This window comes from Ramlibacter sp. (assembly GCF_036676645.1).
GTDB lineage: Bacteria > Pseudomonadota > Gammaproteobacteria > Burkholderiales > Burkholderiaceae_C > Ramlibacter.
Genome location: NZ_JAKFCM010000104.1, coordinates 243,851 through 261,593, shown reverse-complemented (window position 1 = coordinate 261,593; position 17,743 = coordinate 243,851). Strand labels below are relative to the sequence as shown.

20 protein-coding genes are annotated in these 17,743 nt (G+C 71.3%); 11 read left to right on the top strand and 9 right to left on the bottom strand.

The genetic code is table 11. From position 1 onward, the window contains the following. Positions 1–144 precede the first annotated feature (144 nt). Complete coding sequence (locus tag V6M57_RS16510; RefSeq protein ID WP_332816090.1) at positions 145–867, top strand: ferredoxin--NADP reductase; 723 nt, start codon at positions 145–147, stop codon at positions 865–867. 12 nt (positions 868–879) lie between these two features. Next, the gene (locus tag V6M57_RS16505; protein WP_332816089.1) at positions 880–1,800 is read left to right on the top strand and encodes a patatin-like phospholipase family protein; all 921 of its coding nucleotides are present in this window, start codon (positions 880–882) and stop codon (positions 1,798–1,800) included. A gap of 77 nt (positions 1,801–1,877) precedes the next feature. On the opposite strand, the gene V6M57_RS16500 is transcribed toward V6M57_RS16505, so the two are convergent. The 6 genes from V6M57_RS16500 to V6M57_RS16475 all read right to left on the bottom strand — a co-directional run bounded on the left by V6M57_RS16500 (position 1,878) and on the right by V6M57_RS16475 (position 6,767). After that, positions 1,878–2,063: a hypothetical protein gene (locus tag V6M57_RS16500; protein ID WP_332816088.1), complete on the bottom strand. Its 186-nt coding sequence runs from the start codon at positions 2,061–2,063 to the stop codon at positions 1,878–1,880. Positions 2,064–2,181: 118 nt separating this feature from the next. Further along, positions 2,182–2,775, bottom strand: a complete 594-nt coding sequence (locus tag V6M57_RS16495; RefSeq protein ID WP_332816087.1) for a thioredoxin fold domain-containing protein — start codon at positions 2,773–2,775, stop codon at positions 2,182–2,184. A gap of 179 nt (positions 2,776–2,954) precedes the next feature. Continuing rightward, entirely contained in the window at positions 2,955–3,257 is a 303-nt protein-coding gene (locus V6M57_RS16490; protein WP_332816086.1) for a hypothetical protein, read from the bottom strand. Between the two features lie 155 nt (positions 3,258–3,412). Continuing rightward, on the bottom strand, positions 3,413–4,639 hold the full coding sequence (locus tag V6M57_RS16485) for an MFS transporter (protein WP_332816085.1): 1,227 nt from the start codon (positions 4,637–4,639) through the stop codon (positions 3,413–3,415). Positions 4,640–4,665: 26 nt separating this feature from the next. Beyond that, complete coding sequence (locus tag V6M57_RS16480; protein WP_332816084.1) at positions 4,666–5,832, bottom strand: mandelate racemase/muconate lactonizing enzyme family protein; 1,167 nt, start codon at positions 5,830–5,832, stop codon at positions 4,666–4,668. Further along, a complete protein-coding gene (locus V6M57_RS16475; RefSeq protein ID WP_332816083.1) occupies positions 5,829–6,767 on the bottom strand; it encodes a LysR family transcriptional regulator in 939 nt (312 codons plus the stop codon). The genes V6M57_RS16480 and V6M57_RS16475 overlap by 4 nt, the downstream gene beginning before the upstream one ends. 95 nt (positions 6,768–6,862) lie before the next feature. Between V6M57_RS16475 and V6M57_RS16470 the strand changes: the two genes are divergently transcribed. From V6M57_RS16470 to V6M57_RS16435, 8 genes are all read left to right on the top strand, one after another. Then, the gene (locus V6M57_RS16470) at positions 6,863–7,933 is read left to right on the top strand and encodes a tartrate dehydrogenase (protein ID WP_332816082.1); all 1,071 of its coding nucleotides are present in this window, start codon (positions 6,863–6,865) and stop codon (positions 7,931–7,933) included. 48 nt (positions 7,934–7,981) lie between these two features. Next, complete coding sequence (locus V6M57_RS16465) at positions 7,982–8,935, top strand: tripartite tricarboxylate transporter substrate binding protein (RefSeq protein WP_332816081.1); 954 nt, start codon at positions 7,982–7,984, stop codon at positions 8,933–8,935. A 192-nt stretch (positions 8,936–9,127) separates the two neighbouring features. Beyond that, positions 9,128–10,132: a TRAP transporter substrate-binding protein DctP gene (gene dctP, locus V6M57_RS16460; RefSeq protein ID WP_332816080.1), complete on the top strand. Its 1,005-nt coding sequence runs from the start codon at positions 9,128–9,130 to the stop codon at positions 10,130–10,132. Then, on the top strand, positions 10,122–10,682 hold the full coding sequence (locus V6M57_RS16455) for a TRAP transporter small permease subunit (RefSeq protein ID WP_332816079.1): 561 nt from the start codon (positions 10,122–10,124) through the stop codon (positions 10,680–10,682). The genes dctP and V6M57_RS16455 overlap by 11 nt, the downstream gene beginning before the upstream one ends. A gap of 28 nt (positions 10,683–10,710) precedes the next feature. Next, entirely contained in the window at positions 10,711–12,018 is a 1,308-nt protein-coding gene (locus tag V6M57_RS16450) for a TRAP transporter large permease (RefSeq protein WP_332816078.1), read from the top strand. Positions 12,019–12,137: 119 nt separating this feature from the next. After that, the gene (locus V6M57_RS16445; protein ID WP_332816077.1) at positions 12,138–12,419 is read left to right on the top strand and encodes a DUF4148 domain-containing protein; all 282 of its coding nucleotides are present in this window, start codon (positions 12,138–12,140) and stop codon (positions 12,417–12,419) included. A gap of 46 nt (positions 12,420–12,465) precedes the next feature. Further along, positions 12,466–13,587 (top strand): 3-deoxy-7-phosphoheptulonate synthase, encoded by a 1,122-nt coding sequence (locus tag V6M57_RS16440; RefSeq protein ID WP_332816076.1) that lies wholly within the window; start codon positions 12,466–12,468, stop codon positions 13,585–13,587. Between the two features lie 209 nt (positions 13,588–13,796). After that, positions 13,797–14,057, top strand: a complete 261-nt coding sequence (locus V6M57_RS16435) for a hypothetical protein (RefSeq protein ID WP_332816075.1) — start codon at positions 13,797–13,799, stop codon at positions 14,055–14,057. 57 nt (positions 14,058–14,114) lie between these two features. On the opposite strand, the gene V6M57_RS16430 is transcribed toward V6M57_RS16435, so the two are convergent. The 3 genes from V6M57_RS16430 to V6M57_RS16420 are packed head-to-tail and all read right to left on the bottom strand — an operon-like array spanning position 14,115 to position 15,994. Next, entirely contained in the window at positions 14,115–14,255 is a 141-nt protein-coding gene (locus V6M57_RS16430) for a hypothetical protein (RefSeq protein WP_332816074.1), read from the bottom strand. Beyond that, positions 14,246–15,517 carry an NAD(P)/FAD-dependent oxidoreductase gene (locus V6M57_RS16425; protein ID WP_332816073.1) on the bottom strand — a complete coding sequence of 424 codons (1,272 nt, stop codon included), beginning with the start codon at positions 15,515–15,517 and terminating at the stop codon, positions 14,246–14,248. Before V6M57_RS16425 ends, V6M57_RS16430 begins: the two co-directional genes overlap by 10 nt. A 48-nt stretch (positions 15,518–15,565) precedes the next feature. Continuing rightward, the gene (locus tag V6M57_RS16420; RefSeq protein ID WP_332816072.1) at positions 15,566–15,994 is read right to left on the bottom strand and encodes a VOC family protein; all 429 of its coding nucleotides are present in this window, start codon (positions 15,992–15,994) and stop codon (positions 15,566–15,568) included. Between the two features lie 142 nt (positions 15,995–16,136). Here V6M57_RS16420 and V6M57_RS16415 point away from each other — a divergent pair, with 142 nt between their 5' ends. Next, complete coding sequence (locus V6M57_RS16415) at positions 16,137–17,741, top strand: MFS transporter (RefSeq protein WP_332816071.1); 1,605 nt, start codon at positions 16,137–16,139, stop codon at positions 17,739–17,741. The last annotated feature ends 2 nt before the right edge of the window (positions 17,742–17,743 follow it).

The following is a 17,743-nucleotide window of genomic DNA, read 5'->3' as shown; positions in this document are numbered from 1 at the left end:
CGCGTCGCCCACCGGCCGGCTGGCGCCAACCCCTGGGCGGCACAGGGGCTTGTCACCTTCCCGGGCTCGCAACCGTCCAACGCTCAGGGAGCCGCTCGCCGGGACGGCCCGCTTCCCCGGCACTCCCAGGGCCAGGAGCCGACCATGACCTCGATGACAGTCCGCCTGCAGCGCCGCCAGGAGCTTGCCCCCGGCACGATGGCCTTCCATTTCGACAGGCCTGCCGGCTTCGGTTTCAGGCCGGGCCAGGCGATCGACCTGGTCCTGCCGGATCCGGCCGTTGCCAGCACGGACAGTGCGCGCCATGCCTTCTCGATCGTCAGCGCGCCCCACGAGGGCGAACTGGTGGTGGCCACGCGCATGCGGGACAGCGCCTTCAAGCAGGCACTGGCGCGGTTGCCCATCGGGGCCGCCGCCGGGATCGAAGGTCCGTTCGGCTCACTGACCCTGCACAACAAGCTGGCCCGGGCGGCCGTGTTCATTGCGGGCGGCATCGGGATCACGCCCTTCGTGAGCATGCTGCGGCACGCCACGGCCGGCGGCCGTCAGCAGCGGCTGGTGCTGCTGTATTCCAACCGGCGGCCCGAGGACAGCGCGTTCCTGTCCGAGTTGCAGCGGCTGGAAGGCGAGAACCGGCATTTCCGGCTGGTCGCCACCATGACGCGGATGCAGGACTCCCGCCTGCCGTGGATGGGTGAGACCGGCAGGATCGACGAAGCGCTCCTGAAGCGGGTCACCGCGCAGCTGCCCGACCCCCTCTATTACGTGGCCGGTCCGCCGGCCATGGTGGGCGCCCTGCGGGACACGCTGGAGCGCGCGGGCGTCGACGGCGACGACATCCGCAGCGAGGAGTTCCACGGCTACTGAAAGAGGCGAGCCATGAGCGGCAGCACCCGCGAGAAGACCGCCTTCGTGCTGGCCGGAGGCGGCAGCTTCGGAGCCATCCAGGTCGGCATGCTGCGCGAGCTCGTGGCGCACGGCGTGGTGCCGGACCTGGTCATCGGGGCTTCGGTCGGCGCGCTGAACGGCATTCATTTCTGCTGCGATCCCACACCCGCCGGCGTGGCGCGCCTGGAGGCGGTCTGGTGCGGGCTGCGGCGCAGCGACGTGTTCCCCCTGTCGCCGCGGCAGCTGCTCGGCCTGTTCAGGGGCGCGGCGTCGCTGGTCGACCCGAGCGGCCTGCGCGGCCTCATCGCACGCCACCTCCCGAGTCCGCTGCTGGAGGACACGGCGATCCCGATGCACGTCGCCGCAACCGACCTGCTCACGGGAGCCTCGGTGCTGCTCTCGTCCGGTCCCGCCGCCGACGCCGTTCTCGCGAGCTGTGCCATCCCGGGCGCGTTTCCGCCGGTGCGCATCGGCGGCCGATACCTGATCGACGGTGCCGTCGCCAGCAACACGCCGGTGATGGCGGCGCCGGCGCTGGGATGCACGCGCCTGGTGGTCCTGCCCACCGGATTCGCCTGTGCGCTGAGCACGCCACCCACGGGAGCACTCGCGAGCGCCTTCCATGCGCTGAACCTGCTGGTCGCCCGGCAGCTGGTACGCGACCTGGAGCAGCTGGCCGGCGAAATCGAGGTGGCGACGGTGCCGCCTCTTTGCCCCCTGGCGGTATCGCCCTACGACTTCTCGCGCGCGCACGAGCTGATCGAACGCGCCGCGCAGGGCACGCGGCGCTGGCTGGAGAGCGGCGGGCTGGCGCAGCAGCGCATTCCGGGCGCGCTGCGTCCGCACGTGGACGAGTCGCCGGTTGCCGGCGGCTGCGACGCTCCGGCGCAACCGGCCGTCCTGAACTCCTGAAATCAACCGCTGGGGGTCACCCCCGATTGCGGGTCACGCTGGCAAGGCAGGCCGTGGCGGGACGCGCAGCGCCCGCATCAGCGCCGCGGCAGCGGCGCCGGCACCGTAGGCGCCCACCCTGCCGTGAGCGGCATGGGTTCGGTCGGCGCCCAATCGGGGGGCAGCGGCATCGGCTCGGTGGGCTCATAGCCGCGCCTGTGCGCGTCGAACTGCGGCTGGCCCTCGGCCAACGGATGGCGGTGCTCGTCGTGCTTGGCGGACATCTGGGGCTCTCCTGCGATCGAGCGCAAAGATTAGGAGCCCGGTTTTGCGGATGAGTAGGGGATTGACTGAAGGGGCGCAGGGAGATACCCCATCCTCCTCGGGCCGATCAGCCAATCCTCAGCCCGTTGCCAGCCCGAACCGCTGCGCGACCACCTCGGTCGGCGCGGAGCCTTCCAGGGTGACCAGCTCGCCCGTGACCGCGTGCTTGCCCACGGCGGTCGGCACGCTGGCGAACCCGAAGCTGTCCATCAGCCGGGTGTTGCGCTGGATGGCCGCTTTCAGCTCGTCGGTGACGCCGCTGGCCGTGATGCCGCCTTGCTGCGACCGCAGCGAAGCCTCGTGCCGGTCCATCGCTTCCACCGGGTCGGCGGCGGCCAGGAGGGTCGCGCCCTGCGGCGCGCTCTTGTCGTTGAGCAGCGCCACCGGGATCCAGACGAAGCGGGCGCGCGCCCTGAGCGGCTGCACGGCTTCCCACAGCGCGGCGCAGTGCGGGCACTGCGGATCGAAGAAGACGTAGACCACCCGCGCCGCCATGGCCGATCCCAGGCTGAAGCCCCTGGCCTGCTGGTCGATGGCCTCGACCGAAACCGGAACCGACGCGGCCCGGGAGTCGCCCTGGCTGGACGATTCACGGCCGCAACCCAGCAGGGCCAGCGCCGCCAAGCTGGAGCCGGCCAGCAGCGCGCGCCGGCGCGGGACGTTGACGTTCATGCGGCGAGTATGCATCGCGCCCGAAGCTGAGTGCCGCCCCGGCACTGTCGCTCACGCACGCAGGGCACGCGCATCGACGCGTGCGGGGGCAGCCGAGCAGCACCGGGCCGGGCTTGTCGAAGCCGGCTGCGGAGCACCCACTGGCACTGGCCCCCATGGGAGCCCTCGCGGACCGGGCCCTACTTCTTCCGGCGCAGGTTCGGCAGCCGCTGGCGCTCGGGGAACGAGCCGACCGAGGGCGGCGCGAAGGACAGGGTGCTCGACTCGGGGCCGTGATACAGCTCGGGGCGGCTGCCACGCTCGGCCAGCAGCGCCCGCGTCATGCCGATCGCTCCCAGCAACAGGCCTGCAACCACCGCCACGCCGGACAGCAGCAGGGCATCGTCATGGAACGGCTGCCGCGAGGCGGCCATGGCCGCAACGGTCAGGGCTCCTGCGGCTATGCCCAGCAGGCACAAGGCCATGCCGAGGCGCACGAGCACGGAACGGGTACTTCGGGGATCCATTTGCTGCCGAGTCTAGTGCAGCGGAGGCGACCCCGCCGGAAAGAGGCCCGGGCGGCGGCGCCGACCCCGGGTTTATCCCGTGCCGCCGGGCGAAATCGGTCGCGGATACGCGACGTCGCACCGGCTCGCCATCAGCGCGCCCCGGCCGCCGGTGCGGCGGACGACCGGGCGCCGCGCCACAGCCGCCAGGCGCACACCGCGACGGCGGCGGCCAGCACGGCGAAGCCGGCGCGCTCGCTGGCGAACAGCGCCGACACCGCGCTGAACAGCAGGGGGCCCAGCACCACGCCGAAGAAAGTGATGGCCAGCGAGCCACCGGTGGCCGTGCCGGCCATGCCGGCGGGGGCGCGGCGCGCCACTTCGGCCAGGTAGACGCCGTTCCAGCCGGTGGCCGAGGCACCGAACGCCGCCAGCAGCGCCAGCACCAGGGTCCGGGGCACGCCCACCTGCAGCGCGGCCGTCGCCGCCGCGCACACGCCCATCAGCGCAGCCAGCGCGGCCAGCATGCGGCCGGTACCCAGCCAGCGATCGGCGACGTAGCCCCACAGCACCCGGCCCACCACGCCGCCGGCCTGCGCCACCGACAGGGCCGCGCCGGCGGCCACCAGGCTGTATCCCAGTTGCGTGTGCAGGTAGGTGACCAGGAACGCCGCCAGGCACATCTGCATGGCCGAGAACACGAACGAGTAGGCCGCCAGCGGCGCCAGTTGCGGATGGCCGAGCACCAGCCCGATCGGCCGCAGGAAGCTCGCCGGGCTCACCGCCCGCGTCGGGTCCCGGTCGGCATCGAGCTCGGCACGCGGCGGCTGCGCCAGCAGCGCGCACAGCACGCAGCCGGCCGCCACGCTCCACAGCGCCAGCCCGACGCCTCCGGCCAGCACCAGCGGCGGCACGATCGCCCCGGCCATCACCCCGCCCAGGGGCACGCCGGTCTGCTTGATCGAGAACACCAGCGCGGCCCTGTGGGCGGGCGTGGATTTCGCCAGCAGGTGCGAGCTGGCCGGTGTGATCGGACCGTAGCCCAGGCCCACCAGCAGCGCGCCGGCAACGATGCCGGCGAGGGAAGGCGCCAGCGCGGTGACCGCCATCCCGGCGGCGCACGCCAGCAGGCCCCATTGGCTGATGCGAAGCGCGCCGTAGCGCAGCACCAGCGGCCCCGCGACCGAACTGGCCACGGTGGCACCGATGTACACCAGGCCGATGTACGCGCCGACCAGCGAGGCCGGCACCTGCAGGCCCTGTGCCACCGCAGGCGCCATCGCCGGCACCGTGATCACGGTCATGGAGACCAGCGCCTGGATGGCCAGCGTGACCGCCAGCACGCCCCAGGGGCCGGACAGCGTCAGCCGCATCGCCATCGGTCCGGAAGCGATCGCGCCGCCACTCAGCGGGCCAGGTCGCGCATCTCGGCGATCAGGTCGGCCTTGCCTTCGAAACCGATGCCGGGCAGCGGCGGCAGCTCGACGTAGCCGTCGCGCACCGCGACGCCGTCCGGGAATCCGCCGTAGGGCTGGAACAGGTCGGGGTAGCTCTCGTTGCCACCCAGCCCCAGGCCGGCCGCGATGGCCAGCGACATCTGGTGGCCGCCGTGCGGGATGCAGCGGCTGGCCGACCAGCCGTAGTCGTCCAGCATGCGCAGCGTGCGCAGGTACTCCACCAGCCCGTAGCTGAGGGCGCAATCGAACTGCAGCCAGTCGCGGTCGCGGCGCATGCCACCGTGCCGGATCAGGTTGCGCGCGTCCTGCATGGAGAACAGGTTCTCGCCGGTGGCCATCGGCCCCGGGTAGACCTCGCCCAGCTTCGCCTGCAGCTCGTAGTCGAGCGGATCGCCGGCCTCCTCGTACCAGAACAGCGGGTACTGCGACAGCGCGCGGCCGTAGTCGATCGCCGTCGCCAGGTCGAACCGCCCGTTGGCGTCCACCGCCAGCTGCTGGCCGGGGCCCAGGATCTTCAGCACCGACTCGATGCGCCGGCAGTCCTCGGCCAGCGGCGCGCCGCCGATCTTCATCTTCACCACCGAATAGCCGCGCTCCAGGTAGCCGGCCATCTCGCGCTGCAGCCCCCCGATGTCCTTGCCGGGGTAGTAGTAGCCACCGGCGGCATAGACGAACACGCGCGGGTTCGGGGTGCCGGTGCCATAGCGCTCGGCCAGCAGCTGGAACAGCGGCTGGCCGGCGATCTTGGCCACCGCATCCCAGATCGCCATGTCGATGGTGCCCACCGCCACCGAGCGCTCGCCGTGCCCGCCCGGCTTCTCGTTGAGCATCATCCGGGCCCAGCACTTGTGCGGGTCGAGGTTGTCGCCGCGCTCGTCCAGCAGCGTGGCGGGGTCGGCCTCCAGCAGGCGCGGCGCGAAGCGCTCGCGGATCAGGCCGCCCTGGCCGTAGCGGCCGTTGGAGTTGAAGCCGTAGCCAATCACCGGCCGGCCGTCGCGCAGGACGTCGGTGACCACGGCCACCAGGCTCAGGGTCATCTTCGAGAAATCGATGAAGGCGTTGCGGATGTCGGACCGGATCGGCCGCGTGGATTCGAGGATGTCGACGATCTTCATGGCAACCCCGAGTGTGGCGCAAACCGCGCGGGCCCCGCCGCGGAGAAATGCGTAGCCAGGTGCTCCACGAAGGCACGTACGCGCGCCGACTGCTGGTGCCGCTCGGGCCAGACCGCATGGATGTCGGCCGGCGGCGACTGCCAGCCCTCCAGCACCTGGCGCAGCCTTCCGCTGCGCAGGTAGCGGGCCACGTCCCACTCGGCGCGCAACACGATCCCGTGCCCGGCCAGCGCCCAGTTCACCGCGATCTCGCCATCGTTGGTGCTCAGCGGGCCGCGCACCTTGACCGTCTCCTGCCGCTTGCCGGCGCGCAGCCGCCAGACGCCGTAGGCTTCGTCGCCCTGGCGGATGCCGATGATGCTGTGCTGCGCCAGCTCCGCGGGCTGGCGCGGCACGCCGCGGCGCGCCAGGTAGCCCGGCGAGGCGCACAGCAGGCGCCGGTTGGGCGCCAGCCGGCGGGCGAGCACCCGCGCATCGGGCGGTTCGCCGAAGCGCACGCACACGTCGAAGGCGTCCTCGGCCAGCGGCGGCGGATTCACCGACAACTGCAGCTGCGCCTCGACGCCGGGGTAGCGCTGCGCGAAGCTGGCGATCAGCGGCGCCACGTGGCTGCGGCCGAAGCCGAGGGTGGCGTTCACCCGCAGCAGCCCCTTGGGCTCGGCCCGCATGCCGCGCACCTCGCCTTCGGCGGCTTCGATCTCGGCCAGGATGCGGCGGGCGTGCTGCAGCCAGGCCTCGCCCTCGACCGTCAGCGCGATGCGGCGCGTGGTCCGGTGCAGCAGCGGCGCGCCCAGCCGCGCCTCCAGCTGCGCCAGCCGCTTGCTCACCGCCGGCGTGCTCACCTGCAGTTCGCGCGCAGCCGCCGACAGGCTGCCGCTGCGCACCAGCAGCTGGAAGAACTGCATGTCGGAAGACGTGCTGGAGGTTCCGGCCATTGTTGAATCCCCGGTTAACAATGGATTGAATTCTGCCCGGTTCGGCCCACCGCCGCCGCCCCTACATTGCGCCTCGAAGGAGCACTTTTTCAGGCATGAGCAAGACCTACAGGATCGCCTGCATCCCGGGCGACGGGATCGGCAAGGAAGTGGTGCCCGCGGGGCAGCGGGTGCTGCAGGCGCTGGCCGCCGGCCAGGATGCGTTCCGCTTCGAGTTCAGCAGCTTCGGCTGGGGCGGCGACTGGTACCGCGCGCACGGCGAGATGATGCCGGCCGACGGGCTGGACGCCCTGCGCGGCATGGACGCCATCCTGTTCGGCTCGGCCGGCGACCCCGACATCCCCGACCACGTCACGCTCTGGGGCCTGCGCCTGAAGATCTGCCAGGGCTTCGACCAGTACGCCAACGTGCGGCCCACGCGCATCCTGCCGGGCATCGACGCGCCGCTCAAGCGCTGCACCCCCGCGGACCTGGACTGGGTGATCGTGCGCGAGAACTCCGAGGGCGAGTACGCCGGCGTCGGCGGCCGCGCCCACCAGGGCCATCCGATCGAGGTGGCCACCGACGTCAGCATGATGACCCGCGCCGGCGTCGAGCGGATCATGCGCTTCGCCTTCCGGCTGGCGCAGTCACGCCCGCGCAAGCGGCTGACGGTGGTGACCAAGTCCAACGCCCAGCGCCACGCGATGGTGATGTGGGACGAGATCGCGCTGCAGGTCGGCCGCGAGTTCCCCGAGGTGACGTGGGACAAGGAGCTGGTCGACGCCTGCACCGCGCGCATGGTCAACCGGCCGGCCTCGCTGGACACGCTGGTGGCGACCAACCTGCACGCCGACATCCTGAGCGACCTGGCCGCGGCGCTGGCCGGCAGCCTGGGCATCGCGCCCACCGGCAACATCGACCCGGAGCGGCGCTACCCCAGCATGTTCGAGCCGATCCACGGTTCCGCCTTCGACATCATGGGCCAGGGCCTGGCCAACCCGGTGGGCACCTTCTGGAGCGGCGTGATGCTGCTGGAACACCTGGGCGAGCGCGAGGCCGCCGCGCGCCTGATGCGGGCCATCGAGGCCGTCACGGCCGATGCGCGCCTGCACACCCGCGACCTGGGCGGCACGGCCCGCACCGACGAGGTGACGGCCGCGGTCTGCCGCCGGCTGGCGGCCTGAGCGCGCGACCCGAGAACATTCCCACGACGACCTGAAGGAGACAAAGCCATGAACCGTCTGATTGCCGCGCTGCTGCTGGGACTGGCGGCGCCCCTCGTTTCGGCCCAGGGCCTGCCCTGCCCCGACCGCAACCTGCAGTACTGGCAGGCCTTCCCGCCGGGCGGCGAGTCGGACCTCTCGGCGCGCCACCAGCAGGCGGTGCTGAAGAAGAAGTGCCCGGCCATCGAGACCATCGTCCAGTACAAGGCCGGCGCCGGCGGCGCGCTGATGTGGACGCAGATGAACCAGTTGCCCGCCGACGGTGCCAACGTGGTGGGCGTGAACCTGCCGCACATCGTCTTCCAGCCGCTGGAAGGCCAGGTGCAGTACAAGACGCAGGACGTCACGCCGGTCTTCTGGTTCCACTACACGCCCGACATCCTGGTGGTCCACGAGAAGAGCCCGATCAGGACCTTCGAGGACTTCCTCAAGGCCGCCAAGGCCGAGCCGGGCAAGCTGAGCCTGGGCGGCTCCGGCTCCAACTCCGCCAACCACGCCGCGCACGAGCGCATGAACGCCGCCTTCGGCGTCAAGACCATCTACGTGCCGTTCAAGGGCACCGGCGACATGTCGACCTCGGTGCTGGGCGGCCAGGTGGATGGCGCGATGACCTACGTGCCCTTCGCCATCGCCAACAAGGGCCGCGTGCGCCCGCTGGCCGTGGCCATGGACAAGCGCCACCCCCTGATGCCGGACGTGCCCACATTCAAGGAGCTGGGCGTGGACTGGGTCGACGGGGCCTGGCGCGGCATCGGCGTGCCCAAGTCCACCCCGCCGGAGCAGCGCAAGCGCATCTCCGACCTCTGGCGCGCGCTGAACAGCGACCCCGAGATGAAGGAGCTGGCGGCCAGGAGCGGCTTCGAGCTGGTCAACGTGGGCGTGGAAGAGATGGGCCCCTTCATGCAGGAGAAGGTCAAGCTGTACACCGAAGGCGCGGGCCGGCTGGGACTGGGAAAGAAATAGCCGCCGGCGCGGCGCGCGCCAGGCCCGCAGCCATCGGGGCCAGGCGCGCGACCGGCGGGCAGGAGTTGCCCGCTTCATGGTATTCCCGGGGCCGGCGCGCAGACCGCGCCGCCTAACATAGGTTGGTACAAAAGCAACTGATGGGGTGACCCGCCGCATTCCGCGGCGCGCCCGCCAACCGGAGACACCACCATGAAGCACCGCACCACCTTGCGGGTCCTCGCCGGCCTGCTCACCGCCGCCTTCGCCGCCACGCCGTCGCTGGCCGAAGAGATCACGCTCAAGGCCTCGCACCAGTTCCCTGGCGGCAAGGGCGACGTGCGCGACGAGATGGTGCAGATGATCGCGCGCGAAGTGGCCAAGGCGAACGTCGGGCTGGAGATCAAGGTGTTCCCCGGCTCCAGCCTGGTCAAGGCCAAGGAGCAATGGAAGGCCATGCAGTCGGGACAGATCGACATGACGTCGTTCCCGCTCGACTACGCCTCCGGCTACCACCCGCAGTTCGGCGCCACCCTGATGCCGGGGCTGGTGAAGAGCCATGCGCACGCCCGGCGAATCAACGATTCGCCCTTCATGCAGGACATCAAGTCCATCATCGAAAAGGACGGGGTCAAGGTGCTGGCCGACGCCTGGCTGGCCGGCGCCTTCGGCGGCAAGGACAAGTGCATCCGCAAGCCCGATGACGCCGCCGGCATGAAGGTGCGTTCGGCCGGCGCCACCTTCTCGCAGATGTGGGCCGGGGCCGGCGCCTCGATCGTGTCCATCCCCTCCAACGAGGTCTACAACGCCCTGCAGCAGGGCGTGGCCCAGGGCACCGACACCTCCTCGGGCAGCTTCGTCTCGTTCCGCCTGTACGAGCAGCTCAAGTGCCTGACGGCACCGGGCGACAACGCCCTGTGGTTCATGTACGAGCCGGTGCTGATCTCCAAGCGCAGCTGGGACAAGCTCGACGACAGGCAGAAGGCCGCGCTGACCGCCGCCTCGAAGAAGGCCGAGGCCTATTTCGAAGCCGAATCCAAGAAGCTCGACGACAAGATGGTCGACACCTTCAGGAAGAACAAGGTGGAGGTGGTCACGCTCACCGACGCCGAGGCCGACGCCTGGCGCGCCGTCGCGCAGAAGACCTCGTACAAGGAATTCGCCGACAAGGTGCCGGGCGGCAAGGAGCTGATCGAGAAGGCGCTGAGTGTCAAGTAGCGCGCTGCCGCTGCGGGCCCGGCCGCTGCCGCTGCCGGCCTGGGTGGCGGCGGTCCGGTCCGTCTCGCTCGCCTTCGGTGTCTTCTCCGCCGGCCTGATCCTGCTGGCGGTCGGCATCGTCTGCCACATGGTGTTCGTGCGCGCCGTGCTCGGCGAGTCCTCGATCTGGCAGACCGAGTTCGTCACCTTCTCGCTGATCGCCGCCACCTTCCTGGGCGCCCCCTACATCCTGCTCACCCGCGGCCACGTCGCCGTCGACGTGGTGCCGCTGATGGTGGGCGTGCCGGCCCGGCGCGCCCTGCACCTGGCCGGTTCGGTGGCGGCGGTGGCGTTCTGCGCGCTGTTCCTGTATGCCGCCATCCCCTGGTGGTACGAAGCCTGGGAGAGCGGGGCCACGACCCCCAGCATCTGGCGGGCGCGGCTGTGGATCCCCTACCTGTCGGTGCCGGTCGGGCTGGCGCTGCTGTGCCTGCAGTACGCCGCCGAAGTGTTCCTCGTCCTCACCGGCCGCGAGCTGCCCTTCGGGCTGGCCGCCGAGGACCGTCTCTAGCCGTTCTTTCCTGTCGAGGAGGTATTCCATGGGCCCGATGGCGATCGGTTTGCTGGTCTTCGTCGCCACCTGCGCGCTGCTGGCCACCGGCCTGCCGATCGCCTTCGGCCTGGGCGCCGTGGCGCTGGCCTTCATGATCGCCTTCGACGGCTGGAGCAGCATCCATTTCCTGCCGGAGACCGTGTTCGCCGGGCTGGAGGACTTCACGCTGGTGTCGCTGCCCATGTTCATCATCATGGGCGCGGCGGTGGCGTCCTCGCGCGCCGGCTCCGACCTGTACGAGGCACTCGCGCGCTGGCTGCACCGGGTGCCGGGCTCGCTGGTGATCTCCAACATCGGCGCCTGCGCCCTGTTCGCCGCGCTGAGCGGCTCCTCGCCGGCGACCTGCGCCGCCATCGGCAAGATGGGCATCCCCGAGATGCGCCGCCGCGGCTACGACGCCGACCTGGCCACCGGCGCCATCGCGGCCGGCGGCACGCTGGGCATCCTGATCCCGCCCAGCATCACCATGATCCTGTATGGCATCGCCTCCGAGACCTCGATCGGCCGGCTGTTCATCGCCGGCGTCCTGCCGGGGCTGCTGCTCACCGGCCTGTTCATGGCCTGGGCCCTGTTCCTCAGCTGGAAGCGCGGCACCCGCCTGGTGGACGCCGACCGCGTGTATTCGATGCGGCAGAAGCTGGAACTGATGCCGCGGCTGCTGCCCTTCCTGGCGGTCATCGTCGGCGTGGTCTATGCCCTGTACGGGGGCATCGCCACGCCGTCGGAGGCCGCCGGCGTGGGCGCCGCGCTGTGCCTGGTGATGGTGGTGATGATCTACCGCGTCTGGCGGCCGGCCGACCTGTGGGTGATCCTGCGCGACGGCATGCGCGAGTCCGGCATGCTGATGCTGATCATCGGCACCTCCATCCTGTTCGGCTACATGATGTCCTCGCTGCAGGTCACCCAGTCGATCGCCCAGAGCATCGCCGACATGGAGGTCAACCGCTGGCTGATCTTCGCCGCCATCAACCTGCTGCTGCTGGTGGCGGGCTGCTTCCTGCCGCCGGCGGCGATCATCCTGATGACCACGCCGATCCTGATGCCGGTGATCACCGCCGCCGGCTTCGACCCGATCTGGTTCGGCGTGGTGCTGACCATCAACATGGAGCTCGGCCTGATCACCCCGCCGGTCGGGCTGAACCTGTTCGTCATCAACGGCATCACGCCGGACGTGAAGCTGCCCACCATCCTCAAGGGCGCGCTGCCCTTCATGGCCTGCATGGTGCTGGCGATCGTGATCCTCTGCGTGTTCCCCGAGCTGGCCACCTGGCTGCCGTCGAAAGTGATGGGCTAGCGGAGCCGGGGCGGCAGCCGATGCCGTCCGTGCGGCAGTCGCGCCTGCTGCGACGGCGTCACCTTTCGCTGCGTCGGCCTGTCTAACAGGCATCCCAAACGAACGAAAGCGAGTCCGCCATGAACAAGTCCCTCATCGCCGTCCTGCTGCTGGCTTCCACTGCGGCCTTCGCCAACGAGGCGGCCGACGAGCTGGCCAACCGCACGCCCTTCGACGGCGAGCGCGCGCGCGCCGATGTCCAGGCGGAGATCGTGGATGCGCGCGCCACCGGCACGCTGAACGTGGACCTGTACGTCGCCAACCGGAACAGCCAGCCGGTGCAGAGCCGTCGCAGCCGCAGCGACGTTCGGGCCGAAGCCGTCAAGGCCAGCCACAACCACGTCGTGCAGGAGTTCATCTGACGCAGGCCGGCCCCCGGGCACCGGCCTCCCCCGACAATACGGGGCCATGGACATCCTCGACGATCCGCGGCGCGACCGCGAGGCCGGCAGCCGGCGTGGCACCCGGGACACCACCCGCATCGACGACACCCGCATCGAGGCGGTGCGGCCGCTGATCACGCCCGCGCTGCTGCAGGAGAGGCTGCCGGTGTCGGACGCCACGCTGGCGCTGGTGGAGCGCAGCCGCAAGCGCATCGCCGACGTGCTGCACGGCCGCGACGACCGGCTGCTGGCGCTCGTCGGCCCCTGCTCCATCCACGACCACGCGCAGGCGATCGAGTATGCGCAGCGGCTGAAGGCGCTGGCCGATGAACTCGAAGGCGAGCTGCTGGTCGTGATGCGCGTGTACTTCGAGAAGCCGCGCACCACGGTCGGCTGGAAGGGCTACATCAACGACCCGCACCTGGACGGCAGCTTCGACATCAACGAGGGGCTGGAGCGCGCCCGCCGGCTGCTGCTGGAGATCATCGAGCTGGGCCTGCCGGCCGGCACCGAATTCCTGGACCTGCTGTCGCCGCAGTACATCGCCGAGCTGATCGCCTGGGGCGCGATCGGCGCTCGCACCACGGAAAGCCCGAGCCACCGGCAACTGGCCTCCGGCCTGTCGTGCCCGATCGGCTTCAAGAACGGCACCGACGGCGGCGTGAAGGTCGCGGCCGACGCCATCGTCGCCGCGCGCGCGCCGCACGCCTTCATGGGCATGACCAAGATGGGCGTGGCGGCCGTGTTCGAGACGCGCGGCAACGCCGACTGCCACGTCATCCTGCGCGGCGGCAAAGGCCCCAACTACTCGGCCGCCGATGTCGATGCGGCCTGCGAGGTGCTGCGCGCCGCGGGCCTGGCCGAAACGGTGATGATCGACTGCTCCCACGCCAACAGCAGCAAGCAGCACCGGCGGCAGGTCGAGGTGGCGGCCGACATCGGCCGCCGCGTCGCCGCCGGCTCGCGACGGATCAGCGGCGTGATGATCGAGAGCCACCTGGAGGAAGGCCGGCAGGACCTGAAGCCGGGCGTGCCGCTCAAGCGCGGCGTGTCCATCACCGATGCGTGCCTGGGCTGGGAGCAGACCGAGGCCGCGCTCCGGCAGCTGGCCGGCGACGTGCGCACGCGCCGCGCCAAGGCCGGCTAGCAGCCTCTGCTGCGGAGGCGGTGCCTGCCCATCCGCCCGCTGGCCTCCTGCTCATCGGGCCGCACACACAGTTTCGAAATACACGCTTTGCGAGCTCGGCGCGCGGAGCACCATGGGTGCAGGAGTCTCCCCATGAAACCGACACCTGTGCCTTCCCCGGGCAAACACGCATACGCCCAACCTGCCGCCCGCCAGGGTCGAGGGTCATCATGAACGCGACCGAGCTGCGGGCCGTGCACAAGCTCACCAAGGCCGATGTGCTGCAGTCGTCCATCGACCGCCGGCTGTTCCGCGTGACGGGCATCGAGCGGGCATCGGATGAGGCCGACGCGCGCTGCAAGGTGTTCCTGCGCTCACTCGACGAGACCGTGACCATGATGATGGTCAGGGCGGGCCGGGAGCTGATCCGGACGGTGCCCAGGGCGCAACTGCTGCCGACCGCTGGCATCGCCTTGGTCACGCAGGTCTAGTCGGATGAAGGCGGCAGCGGGGATTGGCTTCGTCCTCCTGCCAGTGCGTAATCTTGATCAGCAGCCGGGCAGCCTCTCGCGCGCATCGACGGCGTCGCGCCACGGCTCCCCGGCCTCGGCCGGGAAGTCGGCTTCCCCTGCAGGGGTGTTCGGGAGGACGAACTCGGCGTCGGCCGGCGGTACGCCGCTCAGGTCCATGGCCCGGGCTGCCGCAACCAGCGCGCCGCACCCAGGCCCGCCATGCGCCCGGTGGCCAGGCAGGCGGTGAGCAGGTAACCGCCGGTGGGTGCCTCCCAGTCCAGCATCTCGCCGGCGCAGAACACGCCGGGCCACTCGCGCAGCATCGCGTTGGCGTCCAGCGCCTCCAGGCGCACGCCGCCGGCCGTGCTGATCGCCTCTTCCACCGGCCGCGGGCGCGCCAGCGTGATCGGCAGCGCCTTGAGGGCGGCGGCGAGGTCGGCTGGATCCGCCAGTCGTTCCGCTGGCAGCACCTCGTGCAGGAGCGCCGACTTCGCACCGGAAATGCCGAGCCGGCTCTTCAGGTGGGTGGACAGGCTGCGCGGTCCGCGCGGGCGGGTGACCTCGGGCAGCACCTGCGCCGCACTGTGCTGCGGCAGCAGGTCGACCAGCCAGGTCGCCTGCCCATGGGCGGCGATCTCGTCGCGCAGCCGCGCGGAGAACGCATACACCAGGCTGCCCTCGATGCCGCTGTCCGTCAGGACGAACTCGCCCTGCACCTCCTCCTGCAGCGGCTGCGTGGGCATGCGCGCGGCCACCGGCTTGACCGGCTGGCCGGCGAAGCGCTGGCGCAGGACATCGCTCCAGCCGACCGCCCCGGGCCGCATCGGCACCACGTCGAAGCCGCAGTTGGCGGGCTGCAGCGGCGCGAGGTCCACGCCGCGGGCAGCCAGCAGCGCAACCCAGGCGCCGTCGGAGCCCAGGCGCGGCCAGCTGGCGCCGCCCAGCGCCAGCACCGTGGCGTCGGCCGCATGGGTGATCCGCCCGGCCGGCGTCGCGAAGGCCAGTGCGCCGGTCGCCTCGTCGCAGCCCGTCCAGCGATGCCGGGTGTGCAGCCGCACGCCCGCCGCACGCAGCCGGTGCAGCCAGGCGCGCAGCAGCGGCGCGGCCTTCAGGTCGGTCGGGAACACGCGTCCGGAGGTGCCGACGAAGGTGTCTATGCCCAGGCCGGCGGCCCAGCGCCGGACGGCATCGCCGCCGAAGCCGCGAAGCGCCTCGCGCAGATCGCTGCGGCGGGCGCCATAGCGCGCGAGGAAGGGCCCGGCCGCTTCGGAATGGGTCAGGTTCAGCCCGCCGCGGCCGGCCAGCAGGAACTTGCGGCCGACCGAGGGCATGGCGTCGAACAGGTCGACTGCGATGCCCTGTTCGGCCAGCATCTCGGCGGCCATCAGGCCGGCCGGGCCACCGCCGACGACAGCGGCGCGCAATGGAGGAAGGGTCACCTGCCGATTGTCCGCCCGGAGAGCGCCACGCCCGGCCGGCGGAGGCCTTCAGAACGTGATCTGCACTGACGCCGCGCTGCGCTGCGCTTCACCGTGGTAGACGGCTTCGACGTTGTTGCCGTCCGGGTCCAGCACGAACGCCGCGTAGTAGCCCGGGTGGTACCGGCGCTCGCCGGGCGCGCCGTTGTCCCGGCCGCCGTGGGCCAGCGCCGCGCGGTAGAACGCGTCCACCATCGCCCGGTCCTTCGCCTGGAAGGCCAGGTGGTGGCGACCGGTCAGAACGCCCTGCGCCTCCGGGCTGTCGGGCGTCGAGACGAACAGTTCGTCGGCCCAGAAATGGGTGTCGGCACTGCCGGCGATGGGAATGCCAAGCACCTCGAAGACCGCCGAGTAGAAGCTGCGTGCGGCCGCAAGGTCGCGCACGACCAGCTGGACATGGTCGATCAGCCGTCCCCGGTGCAGTTCCTGCGTTGCCATGGGTGCTCCTTCACGAAGTGCAGGCGGCCGGCGGCACCCGCCGGGAGAAAGATCCCTTTCTAGCAGCTTGCGCACCGGGTGTGGTGTGATGCAGGCTCGCACCGTTCCCGCCTCAGCCGCGCCGGGACGCCTCGGGGTGAACATGACACTGGCAACCCGCTTTCCCTGCGATGACGCGCCGCGCACGGCCTGCGAGCCGGACGCGCGCGCGCTCAGCCCCGCGCGCAAGCGCTGGGTGCTGGCAGCCTGCATCCTCGGATCCAGCCTGGCGTTCATCGACGGCACCGTGGTCAACGTTGCGCTGCCGGCGATCCAGCGCGAACTCGGCGCGTCGGTCTACCAGGCGCAGTGGGTGGTGGAGTCCTACGCCTTGCTGCTGGCCGCCTTGCTGCTGGTGGGCGGCGCGCTCGGCGACCGGCTCGGCCGCCGGCGCATGTTCCTGCTGGGCGTCGCGCTATTCGCCGCGGCATCGCTCGCATGCGCCCTGTCACGCACCGTGCAGCAACTGATCTCCGCCCGCGCACTGCAGGGGGTGGGCGCGGCGTTGCTGGTGCCCGGCAGCCTGGCGCTGATCAGCGCCCATTTCCCGGAGGACGAACGCGGGCGCGCGTTCGGCACCTGGGCCGGATTCAGCGGCATCACCTCGGCGGTCGGGCCGCTGCTGGGCGGCTACCTGATCGACCGGCTGTCCTGGGCCTGGGCGTTCGCGGTCAACCTGCCGCTGGCCGCCCTGGTGGTCGCCATCACCTGGTTCAAGGTCGGCGAGAGCCGGCAAGCGGGTCCTGCCGTCCGGCTCGACCTCGCCGGCGCCGTGCTCGCCACCATCGGGCTGGGCGCCCTCGTGTTCTTCTTCATCGAGGCGCCCGCCCGCGGCTGGCGTGCCCCGGAAGTGCTGGTGGCCCTGGGCCTTGCAGGGGTCGCCCTGCCCTGCTTCCTGCTGGTCGAGCGCAGGCACCCGGCCCCCATGCTGCCGCTGGCGCTGCTGCGCAACCGCCCCTTCGCGGGCGCCAACCTGATCACGCTGCTGCTCTACGCGGGGCTCGGCGGCGGCCTGTTCTTCCTGCCCTTGAACCTGATCCAGGTGCAGGGCCTGTCGGCCACCGCCGCCGGCGCCGCCTTGCTGCCCTTCATCCTCATCATGTTCCTGCTGTCGCGCTGGGCCGGCGGGCTGGTGGACCGCCACGGCGCGCGCAAGCCGCTGATCGCCGGGCCGCTGATCGCGGCCGCGGGCTTCGGCCTGCTGGCGCTGTCGGGCACCTCCTCCAGCTACTGGACCGGCTTCCTGCCCGGGATCGCGGTGCTGGGTGTGGGGATGGGGATCGCGGTCGCGCCGCTGACCACCACGGTCATGAACTCGGTGGGCACGGACGCCGCCGGGACCGCATCCGGCGTCAACAACGCCGTCTCGCGGGTCGCCGGCGTGCTGGCCATCGCAGTGTTCGGTGCCTTGATGGCGACCCTGTTCGAGCCGCGCCTGCGCGCCGCGCTCGCGACCTTGCCGCAGGAGGTCGCCGACGCCGTCTGGAGCCAGCGTGACCGGCTCGCCGCGATCGAGGTGCCGCGGCAAGCGTCGGGGGAGGCCGCCCGGCAGGCGCGCGCGGCCGTCCAGGAGGCCTTCGTCGCGGGCCATCGCTGGATCATGGTGGTGAGCGCGGCCATGGCAGTGGCCGCAACGGCCGTGGCTGCGGCGTGGCTGGACAACCGCCGCCCGGCGTCCGCAGGCCGGGACCCGCAGGCGACTCGTTAGCC